Here is a 22,061-nt window from a genome sequence, read left to right on the forward strand (position 1 = left end):
ACTAATGACTAATGACTAATGACTAATGACTAATGACTAATGACTAATGACTAATGACTAATGACTAATGACTAATGACTAATGACTAATGACTAATGACTAATGTTTGATCATAGCCGTCGTAATCTCGCTCACTGGTTTGCCCTGTCAATGGGTGGAATTTTGTTCGCTTTTGCAGGGGTGGGTTATTGTCTTAGTGTAGAAGAACAGTTGCGGGTTTTTGATGACGAACTCTTTTCACAAAGTAAAACCTTTGCTGCCAAAACCCAATACTCGCTTTATCAAAGTCAATGGCAAAATCAGCGCGGCCAAACTCCTGTAGAAAGTGATGCATCGTTGAATGGCGGGCTAATGTACGTGCGGTGGTATAACTCTAATAAACAACTTTTGCAATTTATCGGTTCATCGGGTGGCAAACAGTTGACCGCAGAACCTGGATTTCAAACATTAGAAACACCAATAGGCTCAGAGTCATCTAGTACAACAACATGGGTTCGCCAAGTTACACTTCCTGTTTTGGAAGGTAAGGTGCTGATTGGCTATTTCCAAACGGCAGTTCCAATGAACTCTCTACGTGTTGGACTAAACCAAGCCCGCTTGTTTTTAACTTTCGGGGTTCCCGTGACCTTTGGTGTAATTGGCATTACAGGTTGGTTTTTAGGCGCATTGGCAATGCGACCAAGCCTCCGTGCTTATCAGCAATTGCAGCAATTTACAGCCGATGCTTCTCATGAATTACGTGCACCCGTTGCCACGGTATTGAGCAATGCCCAAGTTGCCCTGATGCCCCCCGAAGACCCGGTGGAGCAAAGATTGCGGTTGCAAAACATCGTCCAAACTGCGAAGTCCATGAGTACGCTGATCAATGATCTGCTTTTCCTGTCGCGTCATAATGGCTCCCTTGCGGAAACCGTATTAAAACCCGTTGATTTGTGTGAGATATTGCGATCGCTTGCTCAGGAGTTCGCCACCCAAGCTCCTGCTCAAAATCTCAATTTCGATGCTCACCTTCCAGAGCATCCCATCATGTTAAAAGCCGATGCTAATTTGCTTAAACAAGCTGTAATTAATTTACTGACTAATGCCTTCAAGTACACACCAGCAGATGGTAAGGTACAATTACATCTTTTTACCCAGTCTCACTACGCGGTAATTCAAATACAAGACAACGGGATTGGTATTCCGTCCAGCGATTTGCCACATATATTTGATCGTTTTTATCGTGTAGATACTGTCCGATCTCGGCAAACAGGCGGCTTTGGACTCGGACTTGCGATCGCTCAACAAATTGTGCAACGATATGAAGGGCAAATTACTGTAAATAGTATGCTAGGTCAAGGCTCCACATTTCAAATTAGCCTTCCCCTGAAACTTTGACAAAAATAATTCAAAAATTTGTTCCAGACGCTTGGCACCGATAATTGCTGAAGATACGCCCTCATTCCGCAGTACACCCGTAGAGGCACGGCATGCCGTGCCCCTACTAAACAATGATTTTTCACGATATTTTTAATCCTCAAATCTTCATGCTCTAAAAGTTACAAAAGAAAGATATTTGAATTACAGTAATGTCTTTTTAAAAAACTTGTAAACATTAGAATCTATAACTTTTGGATGATGAGCTTGTTAGCTAATTAGACGAAAATTTTACTGGAATTTAGAAAATATTAAGCAAAAAAATATGTCTAGGATCACAATTACTGATTTGCAACTTGACAATCAAGTTGAAGAACGCGAAGTATCTGAGGCTGTTATGACGGTAGTCATTGGAGGAATTCAACTTAAGCTTCTAGGTAATAATATTCTGGATGCGACATTCAAGGGTTTTACATTGACAGTTTAAATTTGGCAACATATTACATATTCCTTGTAAGTAAGTCGGTGCAATAAAACCAAACTATGTAAACAAAAGTAAATAAGGCTCAAACTCTTTCTCCCCCTGCTCCCTGCCCCCTGCCTTATTGCAACAATAATTATTTACGCCGACTTACTTAGAAGGGGTAAATTCAACGAAAGTCGGCGGGAATTTTATCCCTTCACGGCTTGTCTGGGATAGCTGCTCGCCGATTTAGTCATTTGTCATTAGTGCCAATTACTAATGACCAACGACTTCGATTTCCCCCTTAACCCAAAAGTATTGCCTATACACTAGCAACAATAAATACTTCCTGTTGCTGCATTACTGCTGCCTTACAATCAGACAATAAAGACAAAGGTATAGACGTAGACCGCCACAAGTATCGCCTCTTTCTCTTCATCCTCTCTTTTTGGCGGAGGTATTTTTTTCAGACAAGTTTTTTAATATACGCAATGGCTCAAGTATGGTTACACTACCGACATAGTAATCAATGTTGGTGGAATACCGAGTGATGTATAGAAATGCTAAAAGATTTACTGGTATTTTTCTGTTGGTTTTTCTGTTGATTGTTTCTATCAACTTTGCAGTAATTGCTCAAGATAGTTCAGATGGCCCTTCTGTAAATTTTGCATCGCCTCAGGTATGTTCAGTACCTCCTGGTCTCAAAACTCAACAAGTCATTGCCGACAATGGTCGTAACCAAGTTAAAATGGGCGATCGCATTAGGGTAAGAGTTGAAGGATTATCAGCAGCGACCAGAAATGCAACGGCTAACGCCAATTCATTTGATCCTCGACAATTAGTGTTGTACCTGGATGGCTATGAACTAGAGGATGTCCACGGAGAACCAGTCATCGTCATGGTTCCAGGTAAAGATCAAAAGAAAATTGTTGATGATAATTGGTTAGCCTTTCGACTTGAACGTACCGACTCATCTCAAACTGCATGGAATGCGCTTCTTGGTAGAGCAAGCAGATATAGTATTAACGTGATAGCGGGAGTAGGCTGTCCCCAGAAACTAGCGATTCCGGTAAGCAATCCTTTATCACCTCCTCAATTAAAAATAGTTCTATTTTCGTGGCGATTTTGGCTATGTCTGCTTCTACTTGTGGCTATTGTATTAATATTTGTTAGGTATTGCCGAAACACTCTTCGTAGCCCTGGGATAGAAGGGGTTTGCTCAAAAAAAGAGGTGATTGGTGGCCAGGAACTATTGATCGCAGAAAAAGTTGATCTTGAAAACGAATATCGGAAAACCCCAATTGCTCGATTTTTCCTTGGTAGAAAAAAATTAAACAGAAACCCATTCAGTCTATCGATATCTCAACTTGCTTTTTGGACATTTCTAATTTTTGGTTCTTACCTGATTATCTACGGCATAACGGGAGATTATACCAATATTTTGACTGAACAATCACTAATATTATTGGGAATCAATTCGATAACTGCCTTTGGTAGTTCATTAATTGATGGACAAGGTAATGAGAAAAAACGAAAAGGTAGTCAACGGATTTCTGAAGGTTTTTTCTACGATATATTATCAGATATTAATGGAGTCAACTTTCATCGGTTCCAAACATTTATTTGGACAGTTGCGATTGGACTATTCTTTGTTTGGGAAATCATTAAAAATCTGGCAATGCCGGAATTTGATGAAACACTTCTTACACTTCAAGGAATCAGTGCGGCAACATATCTTGGACTTAGAGGGCAAGAACAGCATGGCATGAAAAAAGAGCCGGAATCTACATCCACAGAAGATAACTCATTTGAACAACTGCTTCCACCAGAACAAGACAATCCACCAGAGAGCGATTCATCAATTCCTGCTGGCTAAATTCTAGAGAGTTTGTAGTAAACACTTTAGTGTAACCTCCCTTTTTCTGGATTCGCTGGAATTGATTTTGTATTCATTACTGAATTAATAGTAATACTTGAACTATGAGCCAGTATCGTTTCAAACAGTCATTCTCTGATGATCCCAGCTTAAGCGATAAGCTTTTTGACTTGATGGAAGTCACATTTCCCGGACTCAGCAGTTTAGCAGAATGTGCAAGAAAACTAGGTGCATCCTGGGAAACAGCTTCAACTCCGTTTATGCGCTTTCATGATGATATAGCTATTACCCATGTGGGAGTGTTAGAAATTCCCATGCAAATTATGGGACAAAAGCTCACTGTCGGCGGAGTTCATGGAGTAGCTACCCGTGCAGAATTTCGCAGGAGAGGGTATTACCGTGAAGTAATGGGAGAAGTGCTGGAATATTGCGATAGTTTTTACGAAACCCTGGTATTGACGACACCACAACCGGAGTTTTACTTACCTTTTGGCTTTCGTGTAGTCGAAGAACACATCTTCAAAGTTAAGTGTAACTCCACAGGTAGCACTGATAGCTTCAGAACACTGGATTTTACAGTGACCAAAGATTACACATTGTTACACAGACTTTTGGAAACACGCGCACCTGTCTCTAATATAGTTGGTGTAGTCAAGGAAAAACCCGTGTTCTGCGTCAATGAAGGAAGTCGTCCTTTATACTATGCAGAAGATTTAGATTTAATCGCCTGCATGGAGATAGAAGATAACCGACTTCATCTTTTCGATTTAGTTACAACGCAGATATGCTCTTTCAACAATATTCTTGCTAAAATACCTCAACCCATTGAAGAAGTAGTGATTTACTTTAGTCCAGAACTTCTTAATGTCAAAGATGTGCAAGCATTCACCCATGTATTTGATGAAACTGTGTTGATGGTTCGTGGTAAATTTGCAGCGGAAGGTGAGAAATTTATGCTGCCGCGTTCAGCAAGGTGTTGAGTTACTCAAAAACAGCAATTTCACATATTAAGATTAGCTAGATTTGCAAGCATACTTTGTATGATAGTTCTGCACGCACTTTCAGATTTCATTGACTGCGATTTGGCTGTCAGTGACTCATCTTGTAGTTATTGGTACGAAGGGCGTTGTCTCGAAAGTGGCGTAGGCGTAGTCCGTCGTAGACATCGCTTAAGATTACCCCGCACCTCAACGTCCGAAGCGATCGCTCACGGTTTAATGCAACAACTTGCCCAAAATGACTGTTCTTCTCGTGAAGGCAAGATGTATGGAATACTATTAGTCGAACTGCCTAATGGCGAACAAAGGGTACTCAAAGCCTTCTCCGGTCTTTTGAATGGTTGTAGTGTGGTTGAGGGATGGGTGCCGCCAATTCCAGGAAGAGACAAAGTTGCTTTAGAAGAAGCCCGCACTTTGGCACAGTTGGACGCGATTAAGCAGGAAATTCTTAACCTAAAGCAACTAACGGAACGCCAGCAGTATGAAACCCTGTCTGAGGAATTTGAGCAACAGTTGCAAGTAATGAGCGATCGCCATCGCTATTGTAAACATCAACGACAGGAAAAACGTCAGCAAATCTGCAATACACTCACTCCAGAAGCACTCACTATTGCCCTTGAACAACTCGACGAAGAGAGTCGTCAGCAGGGAATTGAGCGAAGACAACTTAAACGCCAGCAAAATGCCGTATTACAGCCCCTCAAGCAGTTAATTGCAGCAACGGATGCGCGAATTAGCGAACTGAAACAACAGCGTAAAGAACTGTCCCGTCAACTCCAAGCTCAGATGCACGCTACCTATAGCCTGACTAATTTTTCTGGGCGATCGCTATCATTACAGCAATTGATGCCAGGAGGCTCCCCCACTGGTACAGGAGACTGTTGTGCCCCAAAGTTGCTTCATTATGCCGCAACACATAATCTCAAACCACTGGCGATGGCAGAATTTTGGTGGGGTGCGTCTTCCGTAAATCAGGATAAAATCCAGGGAGAATTTTATGGAGCATGTGCCGAGCGATGTCAGCCATTGATGGGCTTTTTGCTCTCAGGCTTGAAACCTAAACCTCCTGCCCCCAGGGGAGAGGTCACTTTACCAATTATTTATGAAGATGAATGGCTGATTGCTGTCAACAAACCTACTGGGCTACTTTCGGTGCCTGGTCGTTACCGCGATCGCCAAGATAGTGTTTTGAGTCGCTTACGTCATCTGTTAGCTGATGGCATGGCACTTATATCTGTGCATCGCCTAGATCAAGAAACTTCTGGTATTTTGTTATTGGCACGCGATCGTCAAACCCATCGCCAACTCAGCCAGCAGTTTCAACAACGCCAAGTTCACAAAGTTTATGAAGCCCTGCTTTCCGGTACTGTGACAGTTAACCAAGGTGTGATTGACTTGCCATTATGGGGAGATCCTGAAAATCGCCCTTATCAAAAAGTTGATTGGCAACACGGCAAACCGAGCTTGACACACTTCCAAGTAATGGCAAGGGAAGGAGACTACACCCGCGTAGAATTTACGCCGGTAACAGGACGCACCCATCAACTGAGGGTTCATGCGGCTGATAGACGAGGACTTGGGGTAACTATTTTAGGCGATCGCCTTTATGGATGCTGTGTAGTTACTAGCCGATTACATCTCCACGCTAGGGAACTTCGCTTCGAGCATCCGCAGTTAAATGAAACTATTCATCTAAATGTAAAGACACCATTTTGAAAATGGGCGTTGCATAAATGTGGGATGAATTTGACGTTGAAAGCATTGAAGTTCGTTCCAAATGGGTCATAATCATCCCTTGATTCAGCAACGCCAAATTTTCCATACTCTACATTTTTACTTTGTATTCGAGCCTCGATAAATTCGCTCCATTTGCTCTGGAGAAAGCACTGTCATTGGAAACCATTCATTGGTGGAAATAGGGAGTTCCTGAGACGATTGATATGCTCGTTGTTGAGTTTTAGTAAAATGTATCTCCACATTGCTAGTTAAAGGTGGGCTAATTAACGTCTCATCTATCTCCGATGGGAGAAGCTGATTTTGGGGCAAGACATAGGCGTGCTTTTGTGCATCGTATGCCAAAATTTCCCCTGTCTCTATTTGATAAATCCAAGCATAAATATTGAGTTGCCCTTGGTGGAGCTTAGAGTGAATCACCGGATAAGTCCGTAAATTTTCGATTTGGGTGAGTACATTCTCGGCAATAATTATTTCTAAGAGTTCTTCCCCCTCGTAGTGGCTATAATTGTCTTTCACCAGCCGTCGGGTTGCCTCTGCATACTTGAGCCAGTCATGTACAAGGGGCATTTCTATCCGCAAGCTGTCTAACTTCATTAACCCTTTCATAGCACCACAATGCGAGTGACCACACACAATAATTTGTTGAATATCTAATGCTTGAATAGCATATTCAATTGTTGCCCCTTCACCACCATTAGTTGCACCAAATGGTGGAATAATGTTGCCTGCATTGCGGATAACAAACAATTCCCCCAACCCGGCTTGTGTAATTAGGTTTGGATCGATACGCGAATCTGAACAAGTAATAAATAGTACTCTAGGCTTTTGACCATGAGAAAGTTGTTCAAACAGTTCTTCATTAGCAGAAAAATAACTACTTTTGAATTCGCGCAAACCTTTAATCAGTTTTTTCATAAAAGTACCTAAATGAATAAGTAATACTTTAAATGTTTCTTAAAAATTTATTTCTCCAATTAATGAAGTAGGGACAGGTTAATAGTATCTATAAACAGATTGACTTAATTGATCGGCTTTTGCCATTGCCCCATCGGCTTAGTCAAAGGGTGAAATTCATCCTTGTATTGTTTAAGCAGTCTTGCCAAACTACTCTCTTTGGCCACAGTTTTAACATGAACTCAATCTACAATTGGAAATAAATTTGATATTTTTCTCCTTCCACTCATCTAATTCCTCATTCCCGATTCACTATCTGCACAAGCAATCTCCCAGCATGACAGCAAGTACTCGAAGCCTAGGTTTTGTCTCAAAATCTCAGCCTTCTTGACTTTTTCCAGTCTTCCAGACCGCAATTTAGACCGTATAGTGATCCCGGACGGGTGCGGCAGAACGACCCACACACGCGATAAATAGGTAAACAGAATTAATTACATAGTTTTTACCAAATGGAATGTTTGAAGTTTGAAGTTAAATGCTCTTAACATTTTTTGCAACATAACTATTTTTACAACACATACTTTTGCTAAAATAAATTATTTATCTGACCAGTAAAGATCAAAAAATTGGTATTAATCTTAGTCGCCTCCCAAATGGAGGAATATAGATGACGAACCACACCATCTTGGAACCATTGCCAGAAGACCAATGGTTTATTGAGAGCCAGGAACTACGATCCTTTGTAGCAACAGTGCAGGAAATTAGCGCTAGTACTGTTGACGATCGCACACAAACTCTCGCTAGACTAAAACCCTATTTTCAAGAACTGCTTGCTCAACAGCAATGGTTACCTGAAAACTTTGCCCAAGTCAACCCCAAAAGCAGGATGGGCGGCGGTATTGGTCAGTGGCTACTTTATCGCGCCAAAGACCGTTTACTGTCAGTCTTCAGTTTGGTGATTCCCCCAGGTTCAATAACTCCCGTCCATGACCATTTAGCCTGGGGATTGATTGGTTTATACAAAGGCAATCAAGAAGAAACAGTCTATCGCCGTGTAGATAACGGCGATGATGAAGGACACGCACAATTACAAGTAACTGAAGTGCAATCGCTTCAATCAGGGGATATCTACTGCCTCTTACCTCCAGATGGTGATATCCACGCCGTCAAAACCACGTCCCAGAGCGCATCTGTATCCATCCATCTTCTGGGTAATGATACTGGTTGCATCTTGCGTCACCAGTTCATCCCAGAATCTCACAGCGTCAAATCCTTTCGCTCTGGATATTCCAACGCTCCCTGCAAAGAGGAACAGGAAAAAGAATATGCCCAAGTACGCTAGACCAAAACCCCCCATATTCGAGCGAGTTGAAGACGAACGCCTACACCGTAAGCAACGCCTAGCCGCTGCCTTTCGCCTGTTTGGTAAGTTTGGTTTCAGCGAGGGAATCGCAGGTCATATTACAGCTCGCGATCCGGAGTTTACAGACCATTTCTGGATCAATCCATTAGGAACATACTTCGGTCACATCCGAGTATCTGATCTGATCTTAGTTAACAGAGAAGGCGAAGTGGTTAAAGGCGATGCGGAAGTGAATCAAGCTGCTTTCGCCATCCATTCTCATATTCATGAAGCTCGACCTGATGTAATTGCGGCGGCTCACGCCCATTCACTTTATGGTAAAGCCTGGTCTAGTTTAGGTCGTCTCCTTGACCCCTTGACTCAAGATTCCTGTGCTTTTTACGAAGATCATGCCCTATTTGATGATTTTACAGGTATTGTTTTAGAAAGTTCTGAAGGTCAGCGACTAGCGCAAGCTTTGGGGCGAAAGAAAGCCATAATCCTGCGTAACCACAGCATTTTAACTGTGGGACATACGGTAGATGAAGCTGCCTTTTGGTACATTAACTTAGAGCGATCGTGCCAAGCCCAACTACTGGCAGAAGCTGCGGGTAGACCCACTACCATCAAACATGAAACAGCCCGTTTAACACAAACTCAAGTGGGGTCACATACAAATGGGTGGTTTGGTTTCCAGCCTCTTTACGACAGGATTGTACGTGAAGAACCTGATTTGCTAAATTAGTGCTGTGTTTTTTGGCACTGGGATAATAGCGGCGGAGTTTTCATTCACCGCACTTCCCGCTCTTTTATGTCCAAGGTATTCGTCAATACAATGAACTCTAAGCAGTCTTCTGAGTCATCACCATCCGATTCCATTGCTTTTGGAACATCGACACAGAAGCAACAAGATAAAGGCAAAGAACTATTTCCTATTGTCGGGATTGCAGCATCTGCGGGCGGACTGGAAGCATTTACGCAGTTATTCAGTCACTTACCCATCGACACTGGGATGGCATTTGTGCTGATTCAGCACTTAGATCCTCATCATAAGAGTCTGCTTACTGAGATTCTGGCTAAGACGACCCAAATGCCCGTCCGTGAAGTACAGAATGGCATGTTTGTAGAACCGAATCAGGTATATGTCATTCCGCCAAACACGAAGATGACAATTGCTCAAGGGGTGCTGCAACTCGTGCCCCGTGAGAAGATTGAAGGTAAATACATGCCTGCTGATGCTTTTTTGACTTCATTGGCGGTAGAAATGGGAAGCAAAGCCATCAGTGTTGTTCATCTGGGAGCGATGGAGACGGCACTCAGGGATCAGAAGCAATTAAGGCGGCTGGTGGTATTACTTTTGCTCAGTGTGAATCGTCGGCACAATTTAGTAATATGCCGCACGCTGCTATTGCCACTGGCGATGTGGACTTCATCTTACCACCAGATAAAATTGCTGAGGAACTAGCTCATATTGCTCGCCATCCCAATGTAATCCGTCCGATTTCTTCACAAATAGTTGAGCCATTCTCTGAAAGCGAGTCTGCTTTACCTGCAATCTTTGCAATGCTTTCCACTGTTACTGGGGTTGACTTTACGTACTACAAGCAAACTACCCTCAAGCGGCGAATTGATCGGCGGATGGTGCTGTACAAGCTGGAACGTCTTGAAGATTACATCCAATATTTGCAAAATAATCCAGATGAAGTGCAAGCACTGTACTATGAGATTTTAATCAGTGTCACCAGTTTTTTCCGTGACCCAGAAGCTTATCAAGCTTTGAAAGAGCGAGTATTTCCAGCGATCGCTAAGGGGAAGTCAGTTAATGAGCCGATTCGGATCTGGGTAGCAGGCTGTGCAACCGGGGAGGAGGTTTACTCCATTGGTATTTGTCTATTGGAGTTTTTGGCGGATGTGATCCCCAAACCTACTATTCAAATTTTTGCTACGGACGTAAACGAGACAGCAATTGAAAAAGCCCGTATAGGCATTTACAAGCCCAGCCAAATAATTGATATCTCACCAGAACGGCTAAGACGCTTCTTTAACCAAGTAGAGAGCGGTTATCAAATCAGCAAATCGATTCGTGGACTTTGTGTCTTTGCCAAACAAAACTTGATTAGCGATCCGCCATTTTCCAATCTTGATTTAATTAGTTGTCGCAATGTGCTGATTTACTTTGAATCTGTTTTGCAAAAGCAGGTGATGCCAATTTTCCATTACAGTCTCAAGCCCACAGGGTTTTTGATGTTAGGTATTGCCGAAAGTGCAGGAGAATTCTCCAACTTATTTACTTTAGCCGACAGAAAAAACAATATTTATACCAAAAAATTAATACCTACTCCCCTTAACTTTAACTTTGCGACCAGTAACTATCCCATAGTGAGAGTAACTCCTGACAGAGCCACCATGAGTAATAAGACTTGGGATATTGTTGACTTAAATAAACAGGCTGACCAAATTGTTTTGCATCGCTATGCCCCAGTTGGCGTGATGATTAACGACAATATGGACATTCTGCAATTTCGAGGGGAAACCAGTCCCTATTTGAAACCACCCCCTGGCGATCCCAGCTTCAATCTGTTCAAAATGGCACGAAAAGGGCTGCTGGAAGAATTGCGTACCGCGATTTATCAGGTGAAAAGGCAGGATATTTCTGTAAGAAAGGAAGGGATACAGATTGAAGGGAGTGAATCGTCCAGAAAAGTCAACGTTGAGGTGATTCCGTTCCAGGCTGACTCACTAGAAACTCGCTGCTTTCTTGTCTTATTTGAGGATGTACCTGCCTCAATAATTCAACAAGTGCCCGTCACAGATGAAAATGTAGAACAAGCAGTTACGGAGGAAATCCTCCGACTCCAAGAAGAACTGACAGCCACTAAGCAAGAGCTGACTGCTACTCAAGAATATCTGCAATTGATTACCCAAGAGCATGAAGCCACTACTCAACACCTGAAAGTAGCAAATGAAGAAATCCTCTCCAGTAATGAGGAACTACAAAGCACTAATGAAGAGTTGCAAACAGCCAAAGAAGAGGTGCAAGCAACCAACGAAGAACTGCATACAACTAACCAAGAACTGTATAGTCGCAATCTCGAATTACACCAGGTCAATAACGACCTCTTAAATTTGCTCAGCAGTGTCAATATTCCCATACTTATACTCACCAACGATTTACGGATTCGGCGTTTCACTCCTACAGCACAGAACTTATTCAATCTGATACCGACAGATGTGGGACGACCACTTAGCAATATCCGCTCCACTCTTAACGTTCCTAATTTAGAGTCATTGTTCACAGAAGTAATTGACACCTTAACTATCAAAGAACTAGAGGCGCAAGACACTTGTGGGCATTGGTACAATCTGCGAATTCGACCTTACAGAACTACAGAAAATCAAATTGATGGCGTGGTGATGGTATTGATGGATATTGATGCCCTCAAACGCAGTACACAGCAGTTGCAAGAAGCTCTTAATTATGCTGAAGCCGTCGTGGAAACTGTGCCAGAGCCTTTAATAGTTCTCAATTCTGACTTACGAGTCATCAAAAGCAATCGGGCTTTCTACCAAATGTTTCAGGTAACACCTGCCCAGACAGAACAGCAACTAATTTTTGAGCTAGGAAACGGTCAATGGAACATTCCTGAACTGCGATCGCTCCTGGAAGAAATCCTCACCGAGAATACTCAAATTCAAGATTTTGAGGTGCAACAAGTCTTTGATAAAATTGGGCAAAAAACTATATTGCTCAATGGTGATAAAATCCTCCAAGAAGGAAATCAGCAGATGATTCTGCTGGCGCTTCATGATATCACGCAGCAGAAGCAGTTTGAGGTAGAACGCGCCCAGCTATTAGCTCAAGAACAGTCAGCCCGCCAGTCAGCGGAAGCATCTAACCGAACCAAGGATGAGTTTTTATCTATTCTCTCCCATGAACTCCGTAACCCGCTCCATGCCATTCTGGGATGGTCACAGTTACTTCAGGAGCAAAAGCTTGATGCCGCTAAAATGAATCGTGCAATTGATATGATCCAGCGTAGCGCCAGGGCACAAATCCAAATGATTGAAGACCTCCTGGATATCTCACGCATTACGACTGGCAAACTGTATCTAAACGTTCGTCCAATCGATCTCGCCTCTGTGATTGAGACAGTCCTGGAGGTCGTCCGGTTATCGGCAGAAGCGAAAAATATTCAAATTGAATGCCAACTGCAACCTGTGACTGGACAGGTAATGGGGGATTCTGAGCGTTTGCAACAGGTAATCTGGAATTTGCTTTCTAATGCCATCAAATTTACTCCTGTTGGGGGACGTGTTGATGTCACACTGGAGCAAGTTAATTCCCAAGCTCAGATTCGAGTCCGGGACACGGGTATTGGCATCCCTGCTGACTTTCTGCCTTATGTCTTTGAACGCTTCCGCCAGGCTGACAGTAGCAAAACTCGTGCTAATCAAGGACTGGGGATAGGACTGTCCCTTGTCCGTTATCTGGTCGAACTTCATGGCGGCACAGTTCAGGCAGAAAGTCCAGGTGAAGGGCTAGGGACAACTATCACCGTTACGCTACCGCTGTCCTCCAATCTTGAGGAGCGTTTTAGCCCTCGTGATGCAGAGGTGATAGATTTTTCCGGGGATATTAAACCATCTGTTGATCAAATTCCTTCACTGAAGGGCTTGCACGTACTGGTTGTAGATGACGAGGCCGATATACGTGAGTTAATGATCACTGCGCTGCAAAATTACGGGGCTGAAGTAACTGCTGTCAAATCTGCTGACGAAGCGTTCTCAATACTTACCAACCAGCCTGGGATGTATCATGTGCTATTGTCTGACATTGGGATGTCGAACCAAGATGGCTACACCCTAATCCGGCGAGTACGCTCCCTTAGTGCTGAAGCAGGGGGACAAATTCCCGCTGCCGCACTTACAGGGTATATCAGTAGTGTTGATCTCCAAGAGTCAAAGAAAGCAGGTTTTCAAATGCACATTCCTAAGCCCATCGAGCTAACCCAATTGATATTTATGATTGCCGACTTAGCTGGACGAACTAGAAATGGTTGAAGATGGCAACTATTATTAATATCTCAAATTAGATCAATCCTGAGATAGCCGCGACCGCGCAAGATAGTTGCCCGGTCGTACCTACTTAAAAGCCTGGTTTTATAAGGCTTTTAACAGAGGCATTAGATTTATTTCTTACTTTTTTCTTACTTGGGTTAATTATCATAAATCAAAATATTGCTAATTAAATTAAGCATAGATATTTGTCTATGAATTGAATCTTCCTTCCCTTAAAAACAGACACTGAGTAAGTTTGTAATTAATCTAACAGACCTAACAGCAGCATTTCTAATCAACAGAAAGATAGTGAACACTGCTCTTGGGCGAGAAGTAACTGAAGTTTTAGGAGAATACCCCTTAAGAGTGCTAAAAGCACAGATAAGTCAAAGGGAGCTTTTAGCCGCTGTTTTATATCTGTTTTATATCTGTTTTATATCTCTTGTTTGATTGATAATTGCTTGCTACTCTGCTTTTGAAACTGCAATATAAACGACGGATGAGTATATTTCAGATATTCGTAAGAATAAATTATGAATAAAAAATGGGCCGTTAAACGGCTCACAGTAAATCTGACATCAGGTGAAGCACAGAAACTTGAACAATACTGTGCAAGCACAGGAAGGCCAGCAACCGATGTAATTCGAGAATTAATCCGTTCTCTTGAGGTAGACAAAAAAGAATAAAATCAAAGAAGAGATGGAACTTGATAAGTGCCTTAGAGACGATTTATCGCGGTGAGCAGCCAAGTGTAATCAATTGATTTCAGTAATTTATTAATAAACAATGCAATAGTTGCTTTTTTTGGATTTATAAATAAATCTCATCAATCTATTAAAATTCAAATTTTTTGTAGATATTCAGGCGGCACATGATCCACTAACCAAACACCATTAGCAGAACAATAGAAGATGTAACCCGCCTGATGCATTGCCGCGGCATGTACAGTCAAAACCACTGCTTTTCCATGTCTTGCACCAACAGTTTGTGCTGTTGCAATATCCTTCGATAAATGCACATGATGTCGTGACATTTTGGAAATTCCTGTTTGCAGAATTGACTCTACAGATTTGCGTCCCGTGCCGTGATAAAGCTCATCTGGCGGGACAACAGGTTCTAATTGTAAATCGACTTTTACACTATGTCCTTGGTTAGCACGAATCAAATTACCTGTAGAATCAAAACAAAAGCGTTGTTTCTCGTTGAATTCAACTACCACCTGTAATTCCTGGCGGGTAATCGGAAAGTTGTTTTTAGCACAAGCAGTAAGTAGTTCATCAACAGCAACCCAACCACCAGGAGCAAGTTTAATTCCAATTTCATCCGGTGTGTGCCGCAGATATTTGCTGAGATATTTGCTGATTTTGACGAGGCGAGAATCACTCATTTGATCGCATGTACTACAAACGCATACTTATTATGCTACATCAAAATTATCATTGATGGTTTTACTGTGTGGCAATTGACAGAATTTGTCTTCCCATCATGGCTAATGCTACTCCAAACATCACAATGAGTGTCACCTTCCCACCAGGAACGAGTGGTTGATTTATACTATCTGAGTTTTCTTGTTCTTGACGTTGCTTCCAACTCATTAACGCCGGAATAATTCCACCTAAAACTGAGATACTAAATGTTCCAGTGTAATCTAGGGCAGTGAAAAAGATGCTGGGATTGAGCGTTCCGAGAGTCATCGGTGGGAAAAGAACCAGCGAATAGAGGGGTAGGCGACTAGAAAGTTTGCCCTGTGCAATGAGAAAAATATCTTTGAACAAATCCAACAATCCGTAGACAAATCCAATAAATGATGTTGCGATCGCAAACTCTGAAAAAATGGATACTAGCACTCCTAACCATTCCCCCGCTCCACCTGCTCGGAGTATTTGCAGTGGGTCAAAAACAGTTCTACCGCCAGATGTGCCATGTAGCATATCGGAACTAACGCTTCCTAAAATTACGGCATTCCACGCCAAGAACATAATTAGAGGAATCACAGAACCAAAAAAGATAGACTGACGAATCTTGCGGGCATCCCCTTCAAGTTGCGTTACAACCAGCGGCACAACGTTTTGGAAAAATAGGGTCACAGACATCACTGAAATGGCACTACCAAGAGCACTCCAGTTCTGAAATAAAAGTTGGGCACTCTGAATATGCCCTCCTGCCAGAAACAATAGTCCCAAGAAAGAAACGATGACAATTCCCACAAAGGCGCTGTTTAATTTTTCAATAAACTTTTCTCGCCCAAGATACATAATGCCACCAAATAAGAGCGTGAAAGTTGTTGTACCTACCCACGTAGGTAATATCTGCGCACCCCAGACTTTTGCTACCGCAGAACCTAAAATCTCTCCACCTTCGGTAATGTATGCCACCAAGAGAGCATAGTGCATGAATAAATATGCGCCGCCTGCAAGTCGCGCTCCCAGCTTACCAAGGATTTTCTCAACAATTCCCAAAAAACCTATACTGGCACGCCCTTCTGTTCGCATCGTGTTTAAGGTTACCTCTGCAACCAGTGACCCTGAAACTAAAGCGTAGAGCCAAACAGCAATCAGCCCAGATGTGGAGGGTACAATACCAGACGGCATGGTAACAGCTGGTAGGGCGAGAATCCCAGCCCCAACAGTGGTTCCCGCAATCAGTGCAGTACTCCCCAATACACTACCCGGTTGATGATTGAGCTTTTTTCCATCGAATTCGAGATGAGAAAACAACCGAGTGACTTGCTCTGAATCTTGGAGAACAGTCTTTATGGGAAGCATACTGAATACCCGTACTTAAACCAAAAAGTTAATATTAACATATGTAAATATTATTCGTAAAAACCCTGATGTTCTTGGTTTTTCAAGCAGATTATTCTGTTAAATAAGCGATCGCCACTTCATTATCAACACAACTTTAATCGCTCTTTTGTTACTACGGTAAAAGTCAGGAACCGCTCGCAGCGATTCTCATTCAGATGCGTTACATGGGTAGGGACACGGCAATGCTGTGTCCTTTTTTCTGTACTTACCCATGCGGAAACCACTATAAATGAATTAAAAACACCATCGCCTACTACCCCACTTTGATATTTGGTGGCATGGCTGCGGGTTAAATCTTGGACTACCAGCGAGATTATTTGGGCGAAGCTTAAAGCTGGCTGGAATCAAATCTTTGCCTTACATCCACTTGGTACACAAGTTCAGTGGCGAGGGATGAATCTGATTACTGGCTATGAGCGGTCAAATAATCTGTCACTCTACATTTGATATCAGTGCTTTTCATGAGAATGTTCTCATGGTTCCTTAATTATCTTCTCATAAAATTCTGATTAAATTTACTTTAAGGTGAAGTTAACTGACACTCAGTAATACTTTGCTTATCATCAGGAGGCATCCTAATTAACAAAGATAAAGCAGAAATAAAAGAGATGAAAATAGATGAAAAATATTACAATCACATCACCACAAATACGCAATTGAATATATTTTTTAAATATTTTTACCGTTCAAACCGTTGGCAAATTAAATCACTGTTGGCACTATTTTTAACTTCTGTATCTGGAGTTGCAGTATTTTTACCCAATGGCTTATCTACACAAGGGCGGGTGACAATATTTGTATTTCTGCTGGCAGTAATTTTGTGGTCAACAACCTCAATCAATGCTGGTTATGTTGCCTTGAGTTCAGCACTTCTTTTACTGTTAACCGGGGGAATTTCCCAAGAACAATTTTTTGAGTCTTTGGGTTCAGATGTCGTCTGGTTAATGATAGGTGCGTTTATTTTAGGAGGAGCAGTTAAGCAGACTGGTTTAGCAGCACGGCTAACTCAAGTAGTAGCTGCCAAAGCACACAACATTAATAGTTTATTTTGGTTGCTCACTACAGTCTTAATTCCAATCTCATTTTTGATTCCCTCGACTTCTGGACGTGCTGCTGTTACCCATCCCGTTTTTCGCAGTCTCACCAATGCCATAGACGATAGTCGCATCCGTCAGGCTCTAGCGTTGCTGATGCCTACTATTATCCTGGTGTCTACAATTGTTTCCTTAACTGGCGCAGGTTCCCATTTAATTGCTAAAGATTTATTACAAGAAATTTCAGGAAAAGATATATCTTTTAGTCAGTGGTTGCTTTACGGCTTGCCCTTTGGAGTGGCTGCCAGTTATGCATCTTGCTGGGTAATCATGCGGATGTTTCTAGACAAAAAACGCTGTCAACAAAAGTTAGATGTTAAATGTTTGCAATCAGAACCCTTATCTGTGCCAGAACGTAAAACATTGCTGATTATCTTCTTGATGTTGGCATTTTGGTTAACTGAAAAATGGCATGGTTTAGAAATTGCTACCGTCACCATCATCGGTGCAATGATTCTCACCGCACCCAAGTTTGGAGTGATCAAATGGAAGGATGCAGTCAAAGCTGTTTCTTGGAATCTAATTATTTTCGTAGCTGCAACTCTGGTTTTAGGACGTGCATTAATCAGTTCTGGTGCGTCGGGATGGATTATCAATAATATCTTTGATTTGAGTGACATCAACAGCACTAAACCCCATTTTCTGATTCTGCTGCTACTGGCTATCATTTCTCTGACTTCCCATATCTACATGACTTCCCACACTGCAAGAGCAGCAGCTTTAGTTCCTCCTTTGCTGTACCTCGCCAGCAGTCTAAATATCAATCCTGTCGCTGTCTTGTTTCTCAGCACATTGGGAATGGACTATTGCCTCACCTTTCCTGTAAGTTCCAAAGCACTGATGGTTTACCAAGAGGCAGAAGAACAAGGCTTTAAACCAACAGATTTACTCCGGCTAAGTTCAGTGATGATTGTCGTTCACTTAGCTTTAATCGTGTTGTTCTACTACACCTGGTGGCGTTGGGTAGGTTTATCCCTCTAATTCTAAGTGCCCAGTAGTGAGTTAAGAATAAGAATTTCTCTCCTTGTCTCCAATCTCCAATTGAACAACAAAAAAGCGGCTGGGTTGCCGCAGGAAGTTAATAATGACACTAAATATTTTAATCGCTCCTTCTGGATTTAAAGAAAGTCTTGATGCAGAACAAGTAGCTGATTGTATTGCTACGGGTATAACCAGAGTTTTATCCGATGTTAATATCCGCAAAGTACCTTTAGTAGATGGCGGTGAAGGCTTTACTAAAACTCTTGTAGCAGCTACAGGCGGTACTTTACATTATCTTGAGGTAACTGGGCCTGTGGGACAAAAAGTCCAATCTCACTTTGGCTTTCTTGGTGGAACTACAAAGAAAACAGCAGTATTAGAAATGGCTGCTGCGGCTGGGTTACGTCTTGTACCTTCCAATATGCGAAATCCAATGATCACAACAACCTATGGCGTTGGTGAGTTAATTAAAGCTGCCTTAGATGCTGGTGCAGAGCGCATTTTAGTTGGCTGTGGTGATTCCGGTACTAATGACGGGGGTACAGGAATGGCTCAGGCTTTGGGTATAAAGTTATTGGATGAGAGTGGAAATGAGTTAGGTTTGGGTTGCGGTGAATTAATCAAACTCAAACGCATTGATTTGTCTGGGCGAGATTCTCGTTTAAATAAAGTCCAGATTGATGTTGCTTGCAACTGGCATAATATTCTGTGCGGTAAAAAGGGGGTTGCTAGAGTTTTCGGCCCCCAAAAAGGTGCATCTCCAGAAACGGTGGAAAGAATGGCTTCAGCACTAGAACACTACGCCGCAGTCATCAAAGCAGATTTAGGTATTGACGTGCGAGAAATGTCGGGTGGTGGTGCTTCTGGTGGATTGGGTACAGGTTTACACGCTTTAATTGGAGCTAAATTATACTCACGCTACGATATAGTTATGCAGTATTTGGAATTAGATAAGTTGATTCTAGAAGCTGATTTAATCATTACTGCGGAAGGCTGTATTGACTTTCAAACTCCACGCGGTAAGATTCCTGCTGAAGTAGCAAAGCGTGCCAAGCTTTATAAATTACCAGTGATTGCACTTGTAGGAACTATTGGTGAGGGTGCGGAAATTAATTTCCAGGAAGGTATCGATTACTTCAACAGTATTTTGACTCATCCCTGCCAATTGAGTGAGGCTATTGCTCAAACTGCAAGCTTATTAACAAATGCGGCTGAACAACTAGCGCGGTTGTTGTTAGTTGGCAGGCAAATTAAAAGTTACACGCCTATAGGTTAGCAATTCATCGTTTGAAATAATTTAAGTTTTCCCCAGAAATTTACTAGTAGTTTATCAGTACTAAATTGCAAAATAAAGCTGTTCCTTACATCAGTAAGCAATTTAATTTTACTGATTTATTGAACAGCATTCATGCTACTTTGCTAGCAAAAGTTTAAAATTTAAAATGAGTGCGAATAGCCCCTACAAAAATACTGTCGTTATTGGCATTATGTTCAGGATTAGTAATCAAAAATAACCCAGGCGTAATCGAAATATTATCTGTAACCTGAAACCGATAAAAGCCTTCTATATGTAAAGATGTGTCTCGATCAGCGATTAGACTACTACTGGTAACTTTTGGTGGCATTCCTATAACTAAACCAGCTAAATTACCTTCACCTCCCAAATCAGGTAACGCTAAACTAACAGCATAATTCAAAATATCTGCATCATCATTAGTGACTTGCGACTCGCTTTTTGTATAACCAACCCAACCAGAAAGGATAATTTTTGGATTTATTTGCCAGCTAGTTTCTAAACCAAATGAATTTGCTGTAGTCGCAACATTACCAAAAGGACTACGGGCGGTTAAACTACCTGTACTTCCTGTCAAATTAACTCCACTTTCCCCTCCACCTGCATAGTAACCATGAAGATAAGTAAAAGTAATTCCTAAATTATCAACTGGTCGAAAATATAAGTGTCCAAGTGCCGCAAAGTTACCATTAAATAAGCCATTATTTTCCGTAGGAATGGCTGCATTATTAGCCATATAAGCAACAGCAAGATGAGTTCTTTGATTTAATTGATAGTTAATCCCTAAACCTGTTCCGTCCATACTCCGTAAAATTGGGTTATACCTACCAAAACGTGAAACTGCACCGCTACCACTACTCGCCAAAGGATTGATAGGTTCAGCAATATCATTTAATTCCATTTCTGTAATAGCGATTGTTGTTTTTATCTTGTCACCAATAGGAAAGGAATAATATACTTCATCCAACCCAATATCATTACCAGTATCTTCATCAAAACCCAAACGAGTCATTGTTGTACCTGTAGTGCTGTCATCAAATTCGGGAATATTACCTGATTCTAAGCGGAGGTTTAATTCATCTTTTCCGGTAAAGCTAGTCAGAAAATTTAAACGTACACGCTGGGCAAATATAAGATTGGTATCTAATTGTGCATTGTTATTTTGATTATCATCACTATCAGCAGCATTTTCACCAAAAATATTGGCAACAGTCAGAATTGCTTCAGCTTCTAGTTTTGTTGTAGGAGAGAATTGATTTGCTTTTAACTCAGAAGTTGTGCTTTCTAAAGCATCTACTCGACTGCGTAGTGTTACTAACTCTGACGAAAATTGTGATTGTAATTTTTGGATTAAATCTAAATCTTCTTTAGTTGCTAAACTATTGTTGGTAGTGGCAATTAACTCTTGCACTTTTGTTAAACAAGTATTTAAACTAGCTGCAAATTCATAACGTGTCATTGCACGTTCGCCGCGATAAGTTCCGTTCGGATACCCAGCAATACACGCATATCTTTCAATGAGTGATTGTAAAGCCTGAAATGCCCAATCTGTAGGTTGTACATCTGAGAGTTGAGAAACGGATGTTAATTGTGATATGTCTGCTAGAGGAGTTTGTCGCTGATTTTCTTGAGCAAAAATTGGTGTATTAATGCAGTTCATGGCAACAGTTAAGCTAGATGTCAATATGAGGAATTCACCGATTTTATTCATTTTCACGGCAACAAGAAAGTATGAATATACAACGCTATTTGCAATAATAAATTAGCATGATAATAGCTCATAAATCATGAGAAAATTCTCATCTATTTATTTGCAATTAATCCTCGAATAAATTAATAGCCCCTAATTTTAATGCGTTTGTCCAGTGATGATCATCATCCAAGTATCTCGGCTTAATGCCCTCTAGATATTTTTGTAACGCAGATAAGGTTCTATAACCAGCTGCAACATTAGCATTTCCCTATTCGTGCGGACCATACCTGATTGTGGGTAATGTTTTGAAAAAATTAGCAGGATAATATAGACAAACTAAAGAATGAGAATTGTAGCGTTCGTAGTGTGTGTCTTATTAAATAAATCTTTTCTCCAGCAAAAACTGCTTTCTTTTACTAATTCGTTAACCGATAATTGATTTTATTTTTACCTTTGATTAAAGTTTGC

The 22,061-nt window shown here is 41.5% G+C and carries 17 protein-coding genes; 13 read left to right on the forward strand and 4 right to left on the reverse strand.

Translation table 11 applies throughout. The features are described 5' to 3' along the window. The first annotated feature begins 102 nt into the window (after window positions 1-102). The 5 genes from F8R90_RS05255 (at window position 103) to F8R90_RS05275 (ending at window position 6,409) form a co-directional block, all read left to right on the forward strand. Complete coding sequence (locus F8R90_RS05255) at window positions 103-1,377, forward strand: sensor histidine kinase (RefSeq protein WP_196509877.1); 1,275 nt, start codon at window positions 103-105, stop codon at window positions 1,375-1,377. Between the two features lie 304 nt (window positions 1,378-1,681). After that, window positions 1,682-1,843, forward strand: coding sequence for a hypothetical protein (locus F8R90_RS05260; protein ID WP_196509878.1), 162 nt, complete (start codon window positions 1,682-1,684; stop codon window positions 1,841-1,843). 526 nt (window positions 1,844-2,369) lie between these two features. Next, window positions 2,370-3,695 carry a hypothetical protein gene (locus tag F8R90_RS05265; protein ID WP_196509879.1) on the forward strand — a complete coding sequence of 442 codons (1,326 nt, stop codon included), beginning with the start codon at window positions 2,370-2,372 and terminating at the stop codon, window positions 3,693-3,695. A 104-nt stretch (window positions 3,696-3,799) separates the two neighbouring features. Next, a complete protein-coding gene (locus tag F8R90_RS05270; protein ID WP_196509880.1) occupies window positions 3,800-4,675 on the forward strand; it encodes a GNAT family N-acetyltransferase in 876 nt (291 codons plus the stop codon). Window positions 4,676-4,735: 60 nt separating this feature from the next. Continuing rightward, entirely contained in the window at window positions 4,736-6,409 is a 1,674-nt protein-coding gene (locus F8R90_RS05275) for an RluA family pseudouridine synthase (protein ID WP_196509881.1), read from the forward strand. A 117-nt stretch (window positions 6,410-6,526) separates the two neighbouring features. Here F8R90_RS05275 and F8R90_RS05280 read toward each other — a convergent pair whose 3' ends face one another. After that, window positions 6,527-7,345, reverse strand: coding sequence for a carbonic anhydrase (locus F8R90_RS05280; protein WP_196509882.1), 819 nt, complete (start codon window positions 7,343-7,345; stop codon window positions 6,527-6,529). 646 nt (window positions 7,346-7,991) lie between these two features. Here F8R90_RS05280 and F8R90_RS05285 point away from each other — a divergent pair. The 5 genes from F8R90_RS05285 (at window position 7,992) to F8R90_RS05300 (ending at window position 14,410) form a co-directional block, all read left to right on the forward strand. Next, the gene (locus F8R90_RS05285) at window positions 7,992-8,666 is read left to right on the forward strand and encodes a cysteine dioxygenase family protein (protein ID WP_196509883.1); all 675 of its coding nucleotides are present in this window, start codon (window positions 7,992-7,994) and stop codon (window positions 8,664-8,666) included. Further along, window positions 8,650-9,411 carry a class II aldolase/adducin family protein gene (locus F8R90_RS05290; RefSeq protein WP_196509884.1) on the forward strand — a complete coding sequence of 254 codons (762 nt, stop codon included), beginning with the start codon at window positions 8,650-8,652 and terminating at the stop codon, window positions 9,409-9,411. The genes F8R90_RS05285 and F8R90_RS05290 overlap by 17 nt, the downstream gene beginning before the upstream one ends. A 90-nt stretch (window positions 9,412-9,501) precedes the next feature. Next, window positions 9,502-10,131 (forward strand): chemotaxis protein CheB, encoded by a 630-nt coding sequence (locus F8R90_RS33670; RefSeq protein ID WP_331000608.1) that lies wholly within the window; start codon window positions 9,502-9,504, stop codon window positions 10,129-10,131. Beyond that, window positions 10,017-13,727, forward strand: a complete 3,711-nt coding sequence (locus F8R90_RS05295; protein ID WP_331000609.1) for a CheR family methyltransferase — start codon at window positions 10,017-10,019, stop codon at window positions 13,725-13,727. Before F8R90_RS33670 ends, F8R90_RS05295 begins: the two co-directional genes overlap by 115 nt. Window positions 13,728-14,257: 530 nt before the next feature. Further along, window positions 14,258-14,410 (forward strand): CopG family transcriptional regulator, encoded by a 153-nt coding sequence (locus F8R90_RS05300; protein WP_069069721.1) that lies wholly within the window; start codon window positions 14,258-14,260, stop codon window positions 14,408-14,410. Between the two features lie 155 nt (window positions 14,411-14,565). On the opposite strand, the gene F8R90_RS05305 is transcribed toward F8R90_RS05300, so the two are convergent. Together F8R90_RS05305 and F8R90_RS05310 are read right to left on the reverse strand one after the other, a co-directional pair. Beyond that, window positions 14,566-15,111, reverse strand: coding sequence for an RNA 2'-phosphotransferase (locus tag F8R90_RS05305; RefSeq protein ID WP_196509885.1), 546 nt, complete (start codon window positions 15,109-15,111; stop codon window positions 14,566-14,568). A 61-nt stretch (window positions 15,112-15,172) separates the two neighbouring features. Continuing rightward, window positions 15,173-16,489 (reverse strand): amino acid permease, encoded by a 1,317-nt coding sequence (locus F8R90_RS05310; protein ID WP_196509886.1) that lies wholly within the window; start codon window positions 16,487-16,489, stop codon window positions 15,173-15,175. A gap of 315 nt (window positions 16,490-16,804) precedes the next feature. On the opposite strand from F8R90_RS05310, the gene F8R90_RS05315 reads away from it, so the two are divergent. From F8R90_RS05315 to F8R90_RS05325, 3 genes are all read left to right on the forward strand, one after another. Then, window positions 16,805-16,978 carry a hypothetical protein gene (locus F8R90_RS05315; RefSeq protein WP_196509887.1) on the forward strand — a complete coding sequence of 58 codons (174 nt, stop codon included), beginning with the start codon at window positions 16,805-16,807 and terminating at the stop codon, window positions 16,976-16,978. A gap of 161 nt (window positions 16,979-17,139) precedes the next feature. Next, the gene (locus F8R90_RS05320) at window positions 17,140-18,606 is read left to right on the forward strand and encodes an SLC13 family permease (protein WP_196509888.1); all 1,467 of its coding nucleotides are present in this window, start codon (window positions 17,140-17,142) and stop codon (window positions 18,604-18,606) included. A 103-nt stretch (window positions 18,607-18,709) separates the two neighbouring features. After that, entirely contained in the window at window positions 18,710-19,882 is a 1,173-nt protein-coding gene (locus F8R90_RS05325) for a glycerate kinase family protein (RefSeq protein WP_196509889.1), read from the forward strand. Window positions 19,883-20,036: 154 nt separating this feature from the next. Here F8R90_RS05325 and F8R90_RS05330 read toward each other — a convergent pair whose 3' ends face one another. Next, entirely contained in the window at window positions 20,037-21,611 is a 1,575-nt protein-coding gene (locus F8R90_RS05330) for an iron uptake porin (RefSeq protein ID WP_196509890.1), read from the reverse strand. Window positions 21,612-22,061 lie beyond the last annotated feature (450 nt).

It is taken from the genome of Nostoc sp. NZL (genome assembly GCF_015714705.1).
Classification (GTDB): Bacteria; Cyanobacteriota; Cyanobacteriia; order Cyanobacteriales; family Nostocaceae; genus Nostoc; species Nostoc foliaceum_A.

Bases quoted from the DNA above. Each gene is read 5' to 3' on its own strand.
- F8R90_RS05285 (WP_196509883.1), top strand. From the start codon at position 7,992: ATGACGAACCACACCATCTTGGAACCATTGCCAGAAGACCAATGGTTT.
- F8R90_RS05265 (WP_196509879.1), top strand. From the start codon at position 2,370: ATGTATAGAAATGCTAAAAGATTTACTGGTATTTTTCTGTTGGTTTTT.
- F8R90_RS05255 (WP_196509877.1), top strand. From the start codon at position 103: ATGTTTGATCATAGCCGTCGTAATCTCGCTCACTGGTTTGCCCTGTCA.
- F8R90_RS05290 (WP_196509884.1), top strand. From the start codon at position 8,650: ATGCCCAAGTACGCTAGACCAAAACCCCCCATATTCGAGCGAGTTGAA.
- F8R90_RS05325 (WP_196509889.1), top strand. From the start codon at position 18,710: ATGACACTAAATATTTTAATCGCTCCTTCTGGATTTAAAGAAAGTCTT.
- F8R90_RS33670 (WP_331000608.1), top strand. From the start codon at position 9,502: ATGAACTCTAAGCAGTCTTCTGAGTCATCACCATCCGATTCCATTGCT.
- F8R90_RS05305 (WP_196509885.1), bottom strand. From the start codon at position 15,111: ATGAGTGATTCTCGCCTCGTCAAAATCAGCAAATATCTCAGCAAATAT.
- F8R90_RS05280 (WP_196509882.1), bottom strand. From the start codon at position 7,345: ATGAAAAAACTGATTAAAGGTTTGCGCGAATTCAAAAGTAGTTATTTT.
- F8R90_RS05275 (WP_196509881.1), top strand. From the start codon at position 4,736: ATGATAGTTCTGCACGCACTTTCAGATTTCATTGACTGCGATTTGGCT.
- F8R90_RS05260 (WP_196509878.1), top strand. From the start codon at position 1,682: ATGTCTAGGATCACAATTACTGATTTGCAACTTGACAATCAAGTTGAA.
- F8R90_RS05300 (WP_069069721.1), top strand. From the start codon at position 14,258: ATGAATAAAAAATGGGCCGTTAAACGGCTCACAGTAAATCTGACATCA.
- F8R90_RS05320 (WP_196509888.1), top strand. From the start codon at position 17,140: ATGAAAATAGATGAAAAATATTACAATCACATCACCACAAATACGCAA.
- F8R90_RS05330 (WP_196509890.1), bottom strand. From the start codon at position 21,611: ATGAATAAAATCGGTGAATTCCTCATATTGACATCTAGCTTAACTGTT.
- F8R90_RS05270 (WP_196509880.1), top strand. From the start codon at position 3,800: ATGAGCCAGTATCGTTTCAAACAGTCATTCTCTGATGATCCCAGCTTA.
- F8R90_RS05310 (WP_196509886.1), bottom strand. From the start codon at position 16,489: ATGCTTCCCATAAAGACTGTTCTCCAAGATTCAGAGCAAGTCACTCGG.